We start from the raw sequence: 15,701 nt of genomic DNA on the forward strand, positions 1-15,701 counted from the left end.
CACCTGACGCTACACCGCGGCGCCCTTAAGATCGCATGTGTTTAGCTGCTTAGATCGGTTCCTGTGGTAAGCGTAAGGGGTTCGAATCACTATCCATCTCTCTACAGCTCAAGGTCATGTTCATTGGCCGCATTTGGACCCAAAGCTGCCTTTACGCACCCCAGCTTGCCGGGGCACGTTAGCTCGATGGAAGGGGGGGCGCATCACGGCTAGATTCTTTCGGGGTGAAGGTCATCTTGCGTGTACGTTCCGCTCTTCAGCCGCATACGGCGCTCTTCCTCGTAGCGAAGACCAACTTGAAGGATATGCAACAAGGATGCTGCATCAGTGTTTGCATCACTGAAGTCGAATATCGTGGTCGAGCCATGATAGTGCCCCGCCACCACATTGAGTACATCCGCTACTGCTGACAGTGCTTCTTTGACAGCAATTCGTGTAGCGGATGCAAGAGGCACAATGTGCTGCCCAAGTGCCAGATCCAGATCCCTGTGTGCGAGCCTCCGATTTCGCCAGTCACGCGCGAAAGCCGTCGCAGTAACCGCCTTGCTGGTCGATGCTTCCACGCCAGCTTCAACAGGGGACCCGATGACGACCTCCTGAAGCCGTCGAAGGCTGAGATTGCTCTTGCGAACTGACTGCGGCGGATCTGTCAGGCGAGCAAGATGAAGAAGCAAATCTCCTAAAAGGCTGTCTTGGACCGTTCGAAACAATGTCGGCGCCGCTTTATTCAGAAGATCAACCCGCTCTGGGCTTGTTCCGAACAGTTCCACGAACTGTCCCCATTTCTGGTAGATCAAGGCAACCTCCTGCCAAAGGGCGCTGTAGATCGCTCCGATCTCCTGCCCCATGACTGCAACGTTTTCGTCACGGGCTTGCTCTGCTGTACGTTCACTCGATGACATTACTGTGCCTCCTAGCGAGAGCCAGGTCTTATTTGATGTGACCCGCTAATCCGGATTTTCGGGCAAACGAATGGGGCAAACCGTACGCCCACCAATGCCATTTAATGCCAAATGAACAATAACCGCGATATGTCAAAAAAGCCACGCAGCCCTTTATTTTCGGGGTTGTAGGGCTTTTTTGCATTAGTACTCCAACACAATCGGGGTGTGCACAGATAGTGCCATCGATAGGTTGATCTGTTCTTGCGCGTTTATTTCGCATGAATCGCTTTTGAAGGGTATTGCGCTTGCTCATCCGCCTTCCTGGATGTCAATCTGCCGGCATGGAATGGTAGGAGGCCTTCGTTTATGAGTCCGCTCGCGGCGCTATTGAGCGCATTTATACTGCTGATGGTAGGTATCACTGCCATCGGATTTATTATTTCGCATTTAGAGATTTTTTTTGCTCTTGTTTGCCTACTAGTGTTGTTATGGATTTTATTCTATGTATTTTTTATACTGAAACATCGAACCGCCAATATTCAACAGCTTGAACGGTTGCTGCTGCTATATGGAAAAAGCAGTCCTGCCGAGCAATACGCGTATTTTACGCTGCGAGGGCAGTACGACGCACGAGTCAGGTCATTAGAACTGCAACTGATGCATTGCGTTGTTACTCAAAGCGTTACGCTGCACCTTTCCGTGCTTCGAAGAAAAAAAGGTCAGCTTGTTTATTTAGGCGAATATGGTGAGGAGATTTCAGCACGTTGGATTAAGGAGCTGAGGAATTTTTTACACAATGTGATTTTCCCGCTAGATTCTTTAGAACATGACGCTGGTGGTTTTGAGCAGTCACCGATTTATGTGGAGTTCTCTAATATTTCCAACCCCTATGTTCTCGAATATTGGATTAATCACCTGGATGGAATAATTCAAGTAGAAGCTCCTAGTATACCGCAAACCAATGAACGGATGATGTCGGGGCATGAATATGAATTTCATGTTGCCAAACTCATAAGAGAGCTAGGCTGGGTTGCTACGGTTACCCCAGGTTCTGGCGATCATGGCGCCGATATAATTGCTGAGCGCGCATCTATGCGCATAGCAGTTCAATGTAAATTATATAGCTCGACGGTAGGTAATAAATCAGTTCAAGAAGCGTATTCGGCTAAAGACTTCTATGACTGCCAATATGCGTGTGTCATCTCTAATGCTCTGTATACCCCAGCAGCAAAGCAGGCTGCCGCGAAACTAAAAGTTGATTTGTTGCATCACGATGATTTAGTTAATTATTTAACAAGGCTAAATAACGCATAAAAGCAAAGCTGTGAGCTATTGTTAGATTTCGGACAGCTGCTTTTGTGAGCAAACGGAGCCCCATGGGGGGCGACAGGGGGCAAGCAGAAAGTCGAGGACCCCGCCACATGCGGTGGGTTTCGAGCCGCCTGCGGCCGCCGTAGGTGCTTTGTGTTGTCTCTGATACCAATTTTGATACCAATCGACGTTTTCTTGCGCGTTTTGATGCGATCCAGTGCGGCTCAACCCCTTGATTTTCCTACGCTTGAAGCTACTCCACAGCGCCGTTAGGATCGCATCGTGATGTTAGCTGTAGAAATCAAAGGTTTTTCCTGCGAGGCATTCAGAGTAGCTAGGGTTGCGGCAGTACCGGTTCAGTACCTGTTTCCACTGTTGGGCCCCGGGACATTCATCCCGATCGGCAGTGGAAGATCCATCTGGCATCAAGTGGACAGCAGCATGTGGTGCGCCTGGCCCGAGACAACGTGCGCTGAAAGGGGATTTTCCCGCTCTCAACCTGGGGGCGCGTAAAGTTTGGCGGCGATTGTACTGGTCTGGCTCTTTAAACGATAGGGCGATGGAGGCCTCTGCAACGCTTTGGCGGTTTTTGCGGACACATTTTCACAGTTGCGGGTTAACTATTGGTTACAAACTGTGGCTAAAATGCCATCCATCAGCTGAAGGCCGACCATCGGCGTGGTTCGATGGCATTACGGGGCCGCTGTTTCGCATTCAGTCGCTGCACAAGACCCGGGGACCGGCATGCCGGTAAAGGGCGCAGTTTGTTTATTTCCAACCTGTGACGATTTCCGTGAAACTGATCATTGCCGTTATCTACGTTGTCTCTATTGCGTACGTTCACCTGCGTGGTCGAGTGCGCCACAAGCTGGGGCGCCAGTTGAGTGATCACTCGACATTCCTGGCGCCGATCAATTGCTTTCTTTATCTGTTTTCGAAAATCCCCAACAAACCGTATCTCGATCCGGCTGATTTTCCCGACCTGAGCCCGCTGCAGGCGCATTGGGAAGAAATTCGTGCCGAAGGCCAGAATTTGCTTCACGCCGGCGAGATCAAACGTTCGAACCAATACGATGACGTCGGTTTCAACTCGTTTTTCAAGACCGGCTGGAAGCGCTTCTATCTCAAGTGGTATGGCGATAGCCACCCGTCGGCCATGAAGCTCTGCCCGCGTACCACCGAACTGGTACAGGGCATTGGCTCGATCAAGGCGGCGATGTTCGCCGAGTTGCCACCGGGCTCCAGACTGGTGCGCCACCGCGACCCGTATGCCGGTTCGTACCGTTATCACCTCGGACTGGACACACCCAACGCTGAAGGTTGCTACATCAATGTCGATGGCCAGAACTACCATTGGCGCGATGGCGAAGCGGTGATGTTCGATGAGACCTTCATTCATTACGCAGAGAACACCACGCCACGCAACCGCATCATCCTGTTCTGCGACGTCGAGCGGCCGATGAAGTATCGCTGGGCAGGGGCATTCAATCGCTGGTTCAGCCGCACTGTCATGTCGGCGGCAGGTGCACCGAACGAGGACGGAGACCGCACCGGTGGGATCAACCGGCTGTTCAGCAAGGTCTACAAGGTTCGCCTGCGCGCCAAGGAACTGAAAAAGCGCAACCGCAAGCTTTACTACCTCCAAAAATGGTCGATCTTTGCCGGGTTGCTGGCGGTCTTCATTCTGATCTGATTTTTTCGGTGTAGCGTACCAAGGCTTCGCGAGCAGGCCGGGATATCCAACGGATCACTTGCTGACTTTCTTCCTGGCAACCGGTTTGCTGCCCGCCTTCGGCCTGGACGCTGCTTTACCGCTGCCGAGGCTGCGCTTGAGCAGTTCGGTCAGGTCAATGACATCCGCCGTTTTGCGCTCCTCTTCACCAGAAGCGGTTTCGACGTCTTCGATCTTGCCTTCACGGGCCTTCTTGTCCACCAGGGCCATGATCTTGTCTTCGAAGCCGTCCCGATAGTCGTCCGGCGTCCACTCGGCACTCATGTCCTCCACCAGGCGTTTGGCCATGTCCCGTTCGCCCTTGGCCAGTTCGGGGCTGGTCACTTCGCTGCCCAGCGCCAGTTCATCGAGACTTCGCACCTCGGCCGGCCAGCGCAGCATCACCAGGACCAGTGCCGATTCCAGCGGCATCAATGCGGCCAGGTGCTGACGGGTATGCAAGACCACGCGGGCGAGGGCGACCTTGCCGGTTTTGCTCAGGGTTTCGCGCAGCAGCGCATAGACCTTTCCGCCACGTTTGTCGGGAGCCAGGTAGTAAGGCGTGTCGATGTTCTGCAAGGGAATCTGCTTGCCGTCGACAAAGGAGAAAATGTCGATGGTCTGGGTCGAGAGCGGATGAGCGGAACGGATCTCCTCTTCACTGAGCACCACGTACCGGCCCTTTTCGTATTGCACGCCCTTGACGATGTGCTCCTTGGTGACTTCCTTGCCCGTCACCTTGTTGACACGCTTGTAGCCCACCGGGTCCATGCTGCGGCTGTCGAGCCAGTCGAAATCGACGCCTCGGGAGGACGTTGCGGAGACCAGCGCCACGGGGATGTGCACCAGTCCGAAGCTGATTGCGCCTTTCCAGATTGCCCGTGCCATGGTCGTCTACTCGCAAGTGATGTTCAGGTGACCTGCGGTCCTGGGCAAAAGTTTCTGTGGTCTGCGCGCCGGTTCCCCCGCCGGATCAACCGGGTGCCAGATCGTGACGGGGAGTTTTTGGTTAACAAATCCGAACCTCGGGCGTAGCGTGGTATCGAAGTCCTTACCCACGCGGACGCAGAGAGGCACCCCCATGAACCGATACGTGTTTGGCGCCATTGCACTGGCCTTGAGTGGCGTACTTGGCTCCTTGGTCCAGGCCGACGTCTCTGCTTCGTTGCAGTTGGCCCAGAACCTGCCGGGCAGCACCAACAACAACCCTTACAACAGTCCGATTCGCCGGGCCAATCCCAACAGCATGCAAGGCACCCAACCCGGCACCCCGGCCATACGAGGCCCCAATACCGTGCCGGTCCCGCGCCCGCCGACGCTGGACAACGGTGGCATTGGTAATCGCTACCCCGACCGGACAGCGCCCGCCAGCCCACCGAAATTCATTCCCAATCCACCTCCTCGAGACACCGGTAGCAGCAACCGTTGAGTGGCAGGCATCGCGTCTGCCCGCTACTTTTCACCAAGTCTCATTTCCATCAGAAAAGGAATCCTGCATGTTGCGTAAAAACCTGTTGGCAACCCTCTGTGCCGGCGTATTGATCAGCGCCACTGTCCCTGTGCTTGCCGCACCGGCCCAGACGATGAAAAGCGAAGATGGCACCCTTGAGGTCACCCCCATCGTGACGGGGCTGGAGCACCCCTGGGCCCTGGCATTCCTGCCGGATAGCAAAGGCATGCTGGTGACCGAACGGCCCGGCAACCTGCGACTGGTGACCGCCGAAGGCAAGTTGTCCGCACCACTCAATGGCGTACCCACGGTCTGGGCCAAGGGGCAGGGTGGATTGCTCGACGTGGCGCTGTCGCCCGACTTCAAGCAGGACCGGATGGTTTATCTGTCCTATGCCGAAGGTGGCGGTCAGGGCGGCAAGGCCGGCACGGCGGTGGGCCGCGGCCGGCTCTCCGACGATATGACAGCGCTCAAGGATTTCCAGGTGATCCTGCGTCAGGAACCCAAGCTCTCGGTGGGCAACCATTTTGGCTCGCGGCTGGTGTTTGATCGCGACGGCTATCTGTTCGTGACCCTGGGGGAAAACAACGACCGCCCGACCGCCCAGGACCTCGACAAGCTGCAAGGTAAAGTGGTGCGAATCTACCCGGATGGCACTGTGCCCAAGGACAACCCCTTTGTCGGCCAGGCCAACGTGCGCCCGGAGATCTGGTCCTACGGGCAACGTAACCCGCAAGGCGCGGCGCTCAACCCGTGGAACGGCACGCTGTGGGAAAACGAACACGGCCCTCAGGGCGGCGATGAAATCAACATCATCGAGCGCGGCAAGAATTACGGCTGGCCGCTGGCGACCCATGGCATCAACTACTCCGGTCAACCGATTCCCGAAGCCAAGGGTGAAATCGCCGAAGGCACCCTTGTCCCGAATCATGTCTGGGAAAAGTCCCCGGGCCTGAGTGGCATGGCGTTCTACGATGCCGATCGTTTCAAGGTCTGGCAGCGCAACGTGTTTGTCGGCGCGCTGATCAGCCAGGAACTGATCCGCCTGGAGTTCGATGGCGACAAGGTGATCCACGAGGAGCGCTTGCTCGGGGATTTGAAAAAGCGCATCCGCGACGTACGGCAGGGACCGGACGGATACTTGTATGTTTTGACCGATGAGGAGAACGGCGGGTTGTACAAGGTGGGGTTGAAGTAGCCAGCCGTTGGCTTGTCCTGCAGCCGCCATAGTGAGCGGCTGCAGAACGGGTATTGAGTTTCAGGGCATCGGTTTTTCAAGTCTCGTGTAGGAGCGAGCCTGCTCGCGATTGCAATTTAAACCTCATTACGGAAGGTCGGTCAGATCTGCCGAGTCGCGGCAACTGAACTCTTTCGATCCTGAAACCCACGTACCACCAGATACAACAATGGCCCAATCGACACGAACACTGCGGTAATCAGTAGATAAGGCACCACCGAAACCGCCGACTGCCCGCGCTTTCGCGCATCCTGGTACATCCAGATCGCCGCCAGCGTCGCCAGCAGGTAAAGATCGATCACCACTTGCGCAGTATCCGGGCGTGACATCAGGCTGATGCCGAAATCGATCAGCGATTGTTCGGCCTGGAGCATCACTGAAACCGTGTAGCCGGCAAAAGCGATCAAGGCGATAAGGGGCAGGGCAATGGCCTTCATGTTTTCCTTCCTTGGGCAATGAATAGAACCGGTAGCCTATAGCGACCAACGCAAACTTGCCATTGACTTGCCATCAACGTCCGGCTAATTTCGAGCCATGACTTCCACCGTATTGCGCTGCCAGCCAAGCATTATTACCGCCATTCCTCATTTGGCGGGCTAGCTCACGACTGCAGCACCCAACCCGCCCTCGAGGCGGGTTTTTACTTTCTGTCTCCCGGGCCCCCATCAATGTCAGGAGACGACGATGAGTTTCACAACCGATCAACAGGCCTTGCTTGAAGGCTACGTGAAAAAAATCCTTGCCGCGCCGGTCTATGAGCTGGCCGTGCGCACGCCTTTGCAACCGGCACCGGCCTTGTCCGAAGCCTTGGGCAACCAGATCCTGCTCAAGCGCGAAGACTTGCAGCCGACGTTTTCCTTCAAGATCCGCGGTGCCTACAACAAGCTGGTGCAACTGAGCGAGGCACAAAAGGCTCGTGGCGTGGTCACGGCTTCTGCGGGCAATCATGCGCAGGGCGTGGCACTGGCGGCGCGGGAGTTGGGGATCAACGCTACCATCGTCATGCCCTGCACGACGCCGCAGTTGAAGGTCATCGGCGTGCGCAGTCGCGGCGCCGATGCGGTGTTGCACGGTAAAAGCTTTCCGTTCGCACTGGCCTGTGCGCTGGATTTGGCCCGGGAAACCGGTCGCACCTTTGTTTCACCCTTCGACGATCCGGAGGTGATCGCTGGGCAAGGTACGGTAGCGATGGAAATCCTGCGCCAGCATCAGGGGCCTCTGGACGCGATCTTCGTGCCGGTGGGTGGCGGGGGGCTGATCGCGGGTATCGCCGCCTACGTCAAATACTTGCGGCCGGAAGTTCGCGTCATTGGCGTCGAGTCGGAACATTCCGCGTGTCTGCAAGCGGCGATGCATGCCGGCGAACGGGTCGTGTTGCCGAGCGTCGGCACCTTCGCCGATGGGGTGGCGGTGGCGCAGATCGGCGCTTACGGTTTTGAGGTCTGCCGGTTTTGCGTCGATGACGTGGTGACGGTCAGTAACGATGAACTTTGCGCCGCAATCAAGAATATCTACGACGATACCCGCTCGATCACCGAACCTTCCGGTGCGCTGGCCGTGGCCGGGATCAAGAGGTACGTCGCGCAGACCGGAGCCTTGGGGCAGACCCTGGTGGCGATCGACTCGGGTGCCAATATCAATTTCGACAGTCTGGGGCACGTGGCCGAGCGCGCCGCGTTGAGTGGCGTCCCGGCATGATGCCTGGGCAGGTCGACAGCGGGCGCCGCAAGCGGGCGCCGCGAGGGTCCGCGCGATGGCAAGGTTATTCCTGAATGGCTTTCTCGACCTTGGTCGACGCCGACCAGATCCGATAGTGCACTTCGATGTCCTTGGGCACGTACAGCACGAGCGGCAGCTTGCTGTTGTAACGCAGCAGGAAGCCGTCACCGACCACCGGTACAAAACCCTGTTTGCTCGTGCCACCCGGGCAGGCCATCAGCGTGCTCATCGGCCCGATGACTTTTTCCAGGCGATAGAACGGATAGCCCCAACCCTCGAGGTTCTTCTCCTCGAGAATACCGCCCAGGCGCGGGTTGTTGCAGTCGACGGTCATCGTCTTGCCGGCCAGGATCTCGACCTGGAAGTCGTTTTCCCGGGTCTGTGGCGCGAGGTGGATCACCTGGCGGGTGAACCCGCTTTCGGCCTTCGGATAGGGTGCGGTGTCTTCGAGTTTGGCGGCGTGAGCAACGCCGGCAAGCCCCAGTGCGAACAGCGCTGTGCAAGCGTTAACGGTCAAAGAATTCATGATGCCTCCTTGCTTGAAGTGAAGGGCGGCATTTTCACTGTCGTGTGCAGTGAATGCAAACCCGGGATCCCCCGCGTGCAAATTGCAGGGTCGCCCGGGGCGCTTATTGCAAACCACATGGCAGGTTGACAGGTGATTCGTCTAAATCCTTGAAGTGCCGATGAACTGCACTACGAAATTCAGGGTATGTTTTATGCTGTAGGTGCCCTTGAAGCTTGCCGGGATTGCAAATGAGCGAGCATTGATCGTCCGGCAGTCTCACAAAGGAGGGAGTCGCCATGTTTCTTTCTGCCTTGGAAGTTCGCAATATCATCGAAAGCAGTTTTCTACCCCAGCGCTGCCAGTGCACGCTGTCACCGGACCTGTCGATGACCGTCAAGGTCTATGCAGACGGGCAAACCGATCAGCTCGATCTATTGGTCACTGGCATCGATGCCTCCGGGCTCAATGGTTGTCGGGAAATAAACGACTTGATTGTCCAACTGCGTTCCAGACAGCATCACGTCGAGGTCGAACCGCACTCTATGCCGGGCAATACTCTCTAGCCTGCTGTTTCGAGCTCCACGGACACGCGCCGGGTCTGGAAGAACGCCAGGCCCAGCGCCAGTTCAAACCCGACCGCCAGTAAAATGCCCGGCCCGACATGGCCGTTGAGCCATTCGGCAAAACCCAGCACGGCCAATCCCCAGCAGCCGACGACGAAGCCGAGGCTCAGCGCATTGCGGGTTGCGCAAAGAGGGGCGTTGCGAACCAGAAAAGAGAACACGCTCAACGCCCCAAACAGCACGGCGGTGCGTCGCGCGACCAATCCCACCGCGAATGAAAACTCGATATCCCAGAACGACAACAACCATTGCGGTGTCAGACCCCAGACCAGACTGAGCAAAAGACATAGGGCGGCGGTAAACAACGACAGCGTGCGAAACGACAACTGCATGGCGAATCCTTGCGGGCAGAGAGGGAGGCGCTAGAGCATAGCGCCGCAACCCTCAAAGGAATACTGCCAAGTACCAAATCAGACTTTTCGGTCAGCCCTGGTTCTCGCAAGCGTCGGAAAGTTTACGGTAGGAAATTTCTGCGGGTTTTCCCGTGTCATCGATGTACTTCATCTCGGCCTTCACCACCTTGCACTCCAGGGTGTCCGGCTCGGTCAGTGAAATCACTTTGCTGACATGCAATGGCATGCCGTAGTGATAGGGCACGGCTTGAGAGGTCGTGGTCTCATTGGCCTGAGCCAGGCCGGCAAATGCGGTGCAGGCGAGGGCGGCGGTAACCAGCAGGGTGCGAGTGTTCATCAGCGATCTCCGGTGCGGACGGAATGTCAGTTCGATGTGTCGCTTGTCGAACTTGCCGCACTGGGCGTCAGAACAATCTGAGGGCGTGCGGTCCAGTGAAGTGTTGGATCGCACGGTTAAGCGAGGGTTAACCCGGCTGAACACCGCCTGTCGCGGATGCGCGATCCTGTGTATCAGTTAAGACCATCGGGCGCCTGATAGAAAGTCATCGCGAGCAAGCTTGCTCCCACAATGCCCGAGCGTCGACACAAATGTTGTGAACGACCCGCAACCCTGTAGGAGCGAGCCTGCTCGCGAAGAGGCCCTCGAATTCAGCGCAAATCCAGTTGCTTGCGATAAGGCAAATCCGGCCCGGTCTTGCTGCACGTCAGCGCCGCCGCCCGCACCGCGAACTTCAGCATGCAGTCGATCTGCTCGCGGCCAAGTTGCTTCACGCCCTCTACCGAATCCAGCTGGTGTTCGGTCAACCAGGTAATCAGCGCCGCCTGAAAGGTATCGCCCGCGCCCACGGTGTCGGCGATTTTTACCGAACAGGCGGGGGCCGACCACGAACCATGTGCCCGGCTGAACACGGTCGCGCCTTCGCCGCCCCGGGTCAGGAATACCAGCTGACAGCGGTGCTGCAACCAGCCCTCGATCACCTGCGCCGTGTCCTGGTCGGGGTACAGCAGATGCAGGTCCTCGTCGCTGACCTTGATCAGGTCGGCCAGTTCTACCAGTGTCGCGACTCGTTTACGCCACAGTTCAATGTCCGGTTCCGGATTCAGGCGCACGTTCGGATCGAGGCTGATCAGGCGCTTGCCGCTTTCCCGGCGCACCAATGCCAATAGCGTGTCGGCAATCGGCTGCACCACCAGGGAAAACGAGCCGATATGCAGGCCGCGTACCTCAGGCCCGAGTGTCGGCAGGTGCTCCGGTTGCAACTGTCGATCCGCGCAACCTTCGCCACGGAAGCTGTACTGCGGCGAGCCATTGGCGCCCACGGCGACCATTGCCAGGGTGGTCGGCGCGGCAAACTCCAGCAGGTAGTCCAGGCACACGCCCTCATCTTGCAGCACTTGCAGCAGGCGCCGGCCCAAATAGTCGGTGGACAACCCGGCCAACAGCGCCGCGTCCACACCCAAGCGGCGCAAGCCCACCGCCACGTTGAACGGCGAGCCACCGGCAATGGCCTTGAAGTTCACTTTGGACGCCAGCCCACTGGCGTCGTTTTCACTGAAAAAATCGAACAGCGCTTCGCCACACACCAGGTACATAGTTGTTCACTCTTCAAAGGGTTGCGACATGCTGTTGATAGCGTTCATACGCCTGCTGACAGGCTTGCACATTGTCGGCGACCGGCAGGGTTTCACTGGCCAGGTCGAGTTTTACGCAGCGCTCGCACAATTGCGCCAGGCTGTCTTCGTGCCCGCTCGCCCGGGATACGCACCAGGCCGCCTGAATCGCCGCACCCAAGGCTGCGGCCTCGCTTTGTTCGGTGCAGATCACCGGCGTATTCATGGTGTCGGCGACGATTTGCCGCCAGACCGCACTTTTTGACCCACCCCCAATCAGCCGAATGCTGCGGCTTTGTAAGCCATTGCGGCGTAGCAGGTCCAGTCCGTAACGCAAACCGAACGTCGTGCCTTCGACCACCGCGCGGCACAGGTTGGCCGGGGTCAGGTTGGTCATGGTCAGGCCCGACAGGCTGGCGCTGGCATGGGGCAGGGCGGGCACACGTTCGCCATTGAAGAACGGCAGCATGCACACACCGTCGGCACCGATTGGCGCCTGGGCAACGAGGTCGTTGAATTGATCGATGTCGAGGTCCAGCAGCTCGCGAATCAGGCTGGTGGCATTGGTCAGGTTCATGGTGCAGATCAAAGGCAGCCAGCCGCCACTGGAGGAACAGAACGTGGCAACCGCGGCATCCGTGGCGACGTTCGGCTGATCGGCGTAGGCGTACACCGTGCCTGACGAGCCGAGGCTCATGGTGATTGCGCCAGGCTGGATGTTGCCGGTGCCGATGGCGCCCATCATGTTGTCGCCACCGCCACTGGACACCATTGCCCGCGGGTTGATGCCCAGGTGTTCGGCGATGTCTGGCAGAATCGTGCCGACCGCCTGATGGGGGGCGATCAGTTCCGGCAGCGCCGCTTGCAGGCGTCCGCTGGGGTCGATGTCACGCAACAATTGCCCATCCCACTGGCGCGTACGCACATTGAAATACCCGGTGCCCGAGGCATCGCCGTATTCGCTGCAACTGCGGCCAGTGAGCCAATGGTTGAGGTAGTCGTGGGGCAGCAAGATGCGGGCGATCCGGGAGAACACGTCGGGATGCTGCTCTTTGGTCCATAACAGCTTGGACAGGGTGTAGCCCGGCGCGATGACGACGCCAAGGCGTTTCAGCGAACCCTTTTCGCCACCCAGGTGGGCCAGCAGTCGGTCATTCTCCGGGGTGGTTTCGGTGTCGCACCAGAGTTTAGCCGCACGCAACACCTTGCCCTGATCGTCGAGCAGCACCAGGCCGTGTTGCTGGCCGGACACGCCAATGCCGAGGATCGACTGGCCATCGGCTTTGGCCGCGAGCAATGCGCGGCGAGTGGCGGTGGCGAAGGCTTCCAGCCACTGCTGGGTGTCCTGTTCGCGGCGGCCATTGGGGCCGCTGATCAGGCTGTGGCTGGCGGTTCCCTGGCCGAGCACTTCACCATTGGCCGTGTCGAGGATGATGGCTTTGGTGCCTTGGGTTCCGCAGTCGATGCCGAGGAAGAGTTGTCGGGTTGTCATGCAGTATTCCTGGTCGTCAGCTAGATACAAGTCTGGATTCACCATTCCCGGTGCCTGTCAGGCCGCCTTCGCGAGCAAGCTCGCTCCCACAGGGTTTGGTGTTGCTCACAAAATTCCTTGTGGGAGCGGGTTTGCTCGCGAAGGCGGCAGCAGGTCCACCGCAGGACTTACGCCAGCACCCGTTCCAACGTCCGAGACACCCCAACCTCGCGCAAACTGTTGCAGCACCACTCAAACGCCGCGACAAACTCCGGTGAGCGCGCAATGGCCGTACCAAAAATCTCCTCGATCGCCAGCAAGCGCTGGGTAATCAGCACATCATCGGCCACCAGCGCCTGGCAGAACGCCGCCCGTGGATCCGCAATCGTGTAGGTCTCGCCCTGTTCATCCACACCTTTGAGATACAGCGCCCAAGCCGCCACCACCAACGCCGCGCGCCGAGTATCGCAGCCATCGGCGATCAGGCGGTTGATGGTCGGTACGGTGAATTTCGGAAACTTCGACGAACCGTCCGAACACACCCGTTCAAGCTGATCGGCAATCGCCTGATTGGAGAACCGCGCCACCAGGGTGTTCTTGTACTCGGTCAGGTCGATTCCCGGCACCGCCGGCAGCTGTGGCGTCACGTCCAGGTCCATGTAGGCGCGCATGTAACGCACGAACAGCGGGTCGTTCATGGTTTCGTGGACGAAGCGGTAACCCTTCAGGAATCCCAGGTACGTCAGCGCCAGATGACTGCCGTTGAGCAGCTTGATCTTCATTTCTTCGTAGGGCGTGACGTCGTCGGTGAATTGCACGCCGACTTTTTCCCAGGCCGGGCGACCGTTGACGAACCTGTCTTCCAGCACCCATTGCGCGAAGGGTTCGCAGACCACCGGCCAGGCATCGTCCACGCCATGCCGGTCCGCCAGTTGCAGGCGATGGAGGGTGCTGGTCATCGGTGTAATGCGGTCGACCATGGCGTTGGGGAAACTGACGTTGGCGTCGATCCAGTCGCGCAACTGGCTGTCGTGCAAGGCGGCAAAGGCCAGCAGGGCCTTGCGGGTGACGGCGCCGTTGTGCGGCAGGTTATCGCAGGACATCAGGGTGAAGGCCGCTGTGCCAGCGGCGCGGCGCTTGGCCAGTGCGGCACACAGGAAGCCGAACACGGTTTTCGGTGCGCCAGGGTGCGCCAGGTCATGCTGGATCTGCGGCAAGTGCGCCATGAACTCGCCGGTGCTGTCGTCGATGCAGTACCCGCCTTCGGTGATGGTCAGCGAGACGATGCGGATCTCGGGGCTGGCCAGTTTGTCGACCAATGCCTGGGCACTGTCCTCGGCCAGCAGCATGTCACGAAGGGCGCCGATCACCCGCACTTCGGTGTCGTCGCTATCGCCGAGTTCGAACAGGGTGAACAGATAATCCTGATCCTTGAGATCGTCACGGGCGCGACGGTCTTCAGCGCGCAGGCCGACACCGCAGATGGCCCAGTCCAGGCCTTCACCGGTATTCATCAAGGCGTCGGTGTAGTACGCCTGATGGGCACGGTGGAAACCGCCGACCCCGATGTGCGCGATACCTTGGCGGGTCTCGCCCAGAGCGTAGGCGGGCAGGACCACTTCAGGGGCGAGGCGGTTGAGGTTGAGTTGGTTCAATTTCATCGCAGGCTCTCTGAAATCAGGCAGCGACGCGCAACGGGCGGGTCAACGCCACGCCGTCGGCATCGAATAAATGGCAGTGTTGCGCATCCAGATGCAGGCTCAGGGTTTCACCGTAGCGGCTGGCCAGATCGCCGCGAACGCGCATGGTCAGGGCTTCGCCGGATGCCGTCCGGACGTGGCAGAAGGTGTCGCTGCCCAGGCGCTCGCTGACATCGGCGGTGACCTGCAAGGCGCAGTCGCCGGGTTTGGCCAGTTCCAGGTGCTCTGGGCGAATACCCAGCGTCACCGCACTCCCGACGCTCAGATGCCTGCCGCCCAAGGGCAGGCTGACGCGGGTTCCGGCGTCGAGCTGCACTTCACAGCCCTGGCTGTCGACGCGGGTGACCTTGCCCTTGAGCAAGCCCATTTTCGGTGTGCCAAGGAAACCGGCGACGAACAGGTTGGCCGGCTGGTGATAGAGATCCAGCGGCGAGCCGACTTGCTCGATCTTGCCGCCATTGAGTACGACCACTTTGTCGGCCATGGTCATCGCTTCGACCTGATCGTGAGTCACGTAGATCATCGTGGCTTGCAGTTCTTTGTGCAGGCGCAACAGTTCCAGGCGCATCTGCACCCGCAGGGCGGCATCAAGGTTGGACAACGGTTCGTCGAACAGGAAGATTTTCGGGTTGCGCACGATGGCCCGGCCAATCGCCACGCGCTGGCGCTGGCCGCCGGACAGTTGCTTGGGTTTGCGCTCCAGCATCGGCCCCAGTTCGAGGATGCGCGCCGCTTCGCTGACCTTCTTCTCTACTTCGGCTTTCGCCACGCCGGCCAGGTCGAGGGCGAACGACATGTTCTTGCGCACGCTCATGTGCGGGTACAGGGCGTAGGTCTGGAACACCATCGCCAGATCGCGCTTGGCCGGGCTCACTTCGGTGATGTCGCGGCCGTCGAGTTCGATGGTGCCGCCGCTGACTTCCTCCAGCCCGGCGATCAGCCGCAGCAGCGTGGATTTACCGCAGCCCGACGGGCCGACGAATACCACGAACTCCTTGTCGTTCACTTCAAGGTCGATGCCCTTGATGATGGAAAAGCCTTCGAAGCCTTTTTGCAGATTCTTGATTTTCAGGTTGGCCATGGTGATGGGCCTCCGTTTGTTTTTATTCAGTTGAACCAGGTG

Annotated in this window: 16 protein-coding genes; 6 read left to right on the top strand and 10 right to left on the bottom strand. The window is 58.5% G+C overall.

The annotated features are described in order from the left end of the window. Window positions 1-209: 209 nt before the first annotated feature. A complete protein-coding gene (locus AC1RS8_RS05740; protein ID WP_493162471.1) occupies window positions 210-902 on the bottom strand; it encodes an AbiU2 domain-containing protein in 693 nt (230 codons plus the stop codon). A 348-nt stretch (window positions 903-1,250) separates the two neighbouring features. On the opposite strand from AC1RS8_RS05740, the gene AC1RS8_RS05745 reads away from it, so the two are divergent. Continuing rightward, the gene (locus tag AC1RS8_RS05745) at window positions 1,251-2,198 is read left to right on the top strand and encodes a restriction endonuclease (RefSeq protein WP_493162472.1); all 948 of its coding nucleotides are present in this window, start codon (window positions 1,251-1,253) and stop codon (window positions 2,196-2,198) included. A 790-nt stretch (window positions 2,199-2,988) separates the two neighbouring features. Beyond that, window positions 2,989-3,888, top strand: a complete 900-nt coding sequence (gene lpxO / locus AC1RS8_RS05750; RefSeq protein ID WP_489338553.1) for a lipid A hydroxylase LpxO — start codon at window positions 2,989-2,991, stop codon at window positions 3,886-3,888. A 54-nt stretch (window positions 3,889-3,942) separates the two neighbouring features. Here lpxO and ku read toward each other — a convergent pair whose 3' ends face one another. Further along, entirely contained in the window at window positions 3,943-4,794 is an 852-nt protein-coding gene (gene ku, locus AC1RS8_RS05755) for a non-homologous end joining protein Ku (RefSeq protein ID WP_057714753.1), read from the bottom strand. 193 nt (window positions 4,795-4,987) lie between these two features. Between ku and AC1RS8_RS05760 the strand changes: the two genes are divergently transcribed. Together AC1RS8_RS05760 and AC1RS8_RS05765 are read left to right on the top strand one after the other, a co-directional pair. After that, window positions 4,988-5,335 (top strand): hypothetical protein, encoded by a 348-nt coding sequence (locus AC1RS8_RS05760; RefSeq protein WP_090455332.1) that lies wholly within the window; start codon window positions 4,988-4,990, stop codon window positions 5,333-5,335. Between the two features lie 67 nt (window positions 5,336-5,402). After that, window positions 5,403-6,554, top strand: coding sequence for a PQQ-dependent sugar dehydrogenase (locus AC1RS8_RS05765; protein WP_489338552.1), 1,152 nt, complete (start codon window positions 5,403-5,405; stop codon window positions 6,552-6,554). A 140-nt stretch (window positions 6,555-6,694) separates the two neighbouring features. Here AC1RS8_RS05765 and AC1RS8_RS05770 read toward each other — a convergent pair whose 3' ends face one another. Continuing rightward, on the bottom strand, window positions 6,695-7,030 hold the full coding sequence (locus AC1RS8_RS05770) for a DUF2834 domain-containing protein (RefSeq protein WP_223502566.1): 336 nt from the start codon (window positions 7,028-7,030) through the stop codon (window positions 6,695-6,697). Window positions 7,031-7,277: 247 nt separating this feature from the next. Between AC1RS8_RS05770 and ilvA the strand changes: the two genes are divergently transcribed. After that, a complete protein-coding gene (ilvA, locus tag AC1RS8_RS05775) occupies window positions 7,278-8,291 on the top strand; it encodes a threonine ammonia-lyase, biosynthetic (RefSeq protein ID WP_489338551.1) in 1,014 nt (337 codons plus the stop codon). Window positions 8,292-8,355: 64 nt separating this feature from the next. On the opposite strand, the gene eco is transcribed toward ilvA, so the two are convergent. Then, entirely contained in the window at window positions 8,356-8,838 is a 483-nt protein-coding gene (gene eco, locus AC1RS8_RS05780) for a serine protease inhibitor ecotin (protein WP_489338550.1), read from the bottom strand. Window positions 8,839-9,116: 278 nt separating this feature from the next. On the opposite strand from eco, the gene AC1RS8_RS05785 reads away from it, so the two are divergent. Beyond that, the gene (locus AC1RS8_RS05785) at window positions 9,117-9,383 is read left to right on the top strand and encodes a DUF1652 domain-containing protein (protein WP_489338549.1); all 267 of its coding nucleotides are present in this window, start codon (window positions 9,117-9,119) and stop codon (window positions 9,381-9,383) included. On the opposite strand, the gene AC1RS8_RS05790 is transcribed toward AC1RS8_RS05785, so the two are convergent. The 6 genes from AC1RS8_RS05790 to AC1RS8_RS05815 form a co-directional block, all read right to left on the bottom strand. Next, window positions 9,380-9,775: a hypothetical protein gene (locus AC1RS8_RS05790; protein ID WP_223502563.1), complete on the bottom strand. Its 396-nt coding sequence runs from the start codon at window positions 9,773-9,775 to the stop codon at window positions 9,380-9,382. The genes AC1RS8_RS05785 and AC1RS8_RS05790 overlap by 4 nt on opposite strands. A gap of 91 nt (window positions 9,776-9,866) precedes the next feature. Next, entirely contained in the window at window positions 9,867-10,133 is a 267-nt protein-coding gene (locus tag AC1RS8_RS05795) for a DUF2790 domain-containing protein (protein ID WP_489338548.1), read from the bottom strand. 311 nt (window positions 10,134-10,444) lie between these two features. Next, window positions 10,445-11,389, bottom strand: a complete 945-nt coding sequence (locus tag AC1RS8_RS05800) for a carbohydrate kinase family protein (protein WP_493162473.1) — start codon at window positions 11,387-11,389, stop codon at window positions 10,445-10,447. A 13-nt stretch (window positions 11,390-11,402) separates the two neighbouring features. Continuing rightward, entirely contained in the window at window positions 11,403-12,899 is a 1,497-nt protein-coding gene (xylB, locus tag AC1RS8_RS05805; protein ID WP_489338546.1) for a xylulokinase, read from the bottom strand. A 167-nt stretch (window positions 12,900-13,066) separates the two neighbouring features. Then, on the bottom strand, window positions 13,067-14,539 hold the full coding sequence (locus tag AC1RS8_RS05810) for a mannitol dehydrogenase family protein (protein WP_489338545.1): 1,473 nt from the start codon (window positions 14,537-14,539) through the stop codon (window positions 13,067-13,069). Between the two features lie 16 nt (window positions 14,540-14,555). Then, window positions 14,556-15,659 carry an ABC transporter ATP-binding protein gene (locus AC1RS8_RS05815; RefSeq protein WP_489338544.1) on the bottom strand — a complete coding sequence of 368 codons (1,104 nt, stop codon included), beginning with the start codon at window positions 15,657-15,659 and terminating at the stop codon, window positions 14,556-14,558. Window positions 15,660-15,701 lie beyond the last annotated feature (42 nt).

The organism is Pseudomonas sp. GW821-FHT12A04, assembly GCF_058807755.1.

Coding starts and splice junctions, on each gene's coding strand:
- AC1RS8_RS05740 (WP_493162471.1), bottom strand. CDS start 902: ATGTCATCGAGTGAACGTACAGCAGAGCAAGCCCGTGACGAAAACGTT.
- AC1RS8_RS05745 (WP_493162472.1), top strand. CDS start 1,251: ATGAGTCCGCTCGCGGCGCTATTGAGCGCATTTATACTGCTGATGGTA.
- ku (WP_057714753.1), bottom strand. CDS start 4,794: ATGGCACGGGCAATCTGGAAAGGCGCAATCAGCTTCGGACTGGTGCAC.
- AC1RS8_RS05760 (WP_090455332.1), top strand. CDS start 4,988: ATGAACCGATACGTGTTTGGCGCCATTGCACTGGCCTTGAGTGGCGTA.
- AC1RS8_RS05765 (WP_489338552.1), top strand. CDS start 5,403: ATGTTGCGTAAAAACCTGTTGGCAACCCTCTGTGCCGGCGTATTGATC.
- AC1RS8_RS05770 (WP_223502566.1), bottom strand. CDS start 7,030: ATGAAGGCCATTGCCCTGCCCCTTATCGCCTTGATCGCTTTTGCCGGC.
- ilvA (WP_489338551.1), top strand. CDS start 7,278: ATGAGTTTCACAACCGATCAACAGGCCTTGCTTGAAGGCTACGTGAAA.
- eco (WP_489338550.1), bottom strand. CDS start 8,838: ATGAATTCTTTGACCGTTAACGCTTGCACAGCGCTGTTCGCACTGGGG.
- AC1RS8_RS05785 (WP_489338549.1), top strand. CDS start 9,117: ATGTTTCTTTCTGCCTTGGAAGTTCGCAATATCATCGAAAGCAGTTTT.
- AC1RS8_RS05790 (WP_223502563.1), bottom strand. CDS start 9,775: ATGCAGTTGTCGTTTCGCACGCTGTCGTTGTTTACCGCCGCCCTATGT.
- AC1RS8_RS05795 (WP_489338548.1), bottom strand. CDS start 10,133: ATGAACACTCGCACCCTGCTGGTTACCGCCGCCCTCGCCTGCACCGCA.
- AC1RS8_RS05800 (WP_493162473.1), bottom strand. CDS start 11,389: ATGTACCTGGTGTGTGGCGAAGCGCTGTTCGATTTTTTCAGTGAAAAC.
- xylB (WP_489338546.1), bottom strand. CDS start 12,899: ATGACAACCCGACAACTCTTCCTCGGCATCGACTGCGGAACCCAAGGC.
- AC1RS8_RS05810 (WP_489338545.1), bottom strand. CDS start 14,539: ATGAAATTGAACCAACTCAACCTCAACCGCCTCGCCCCTGAAGTGGTC.
- AC1RS8_RS05815 (WP_489338544.1), bottom strand. CDS start 15,659: ATGGCCAACCTGAAAATCAAGAATCTGCAAAAAGGCTTCGAAGGCTTT.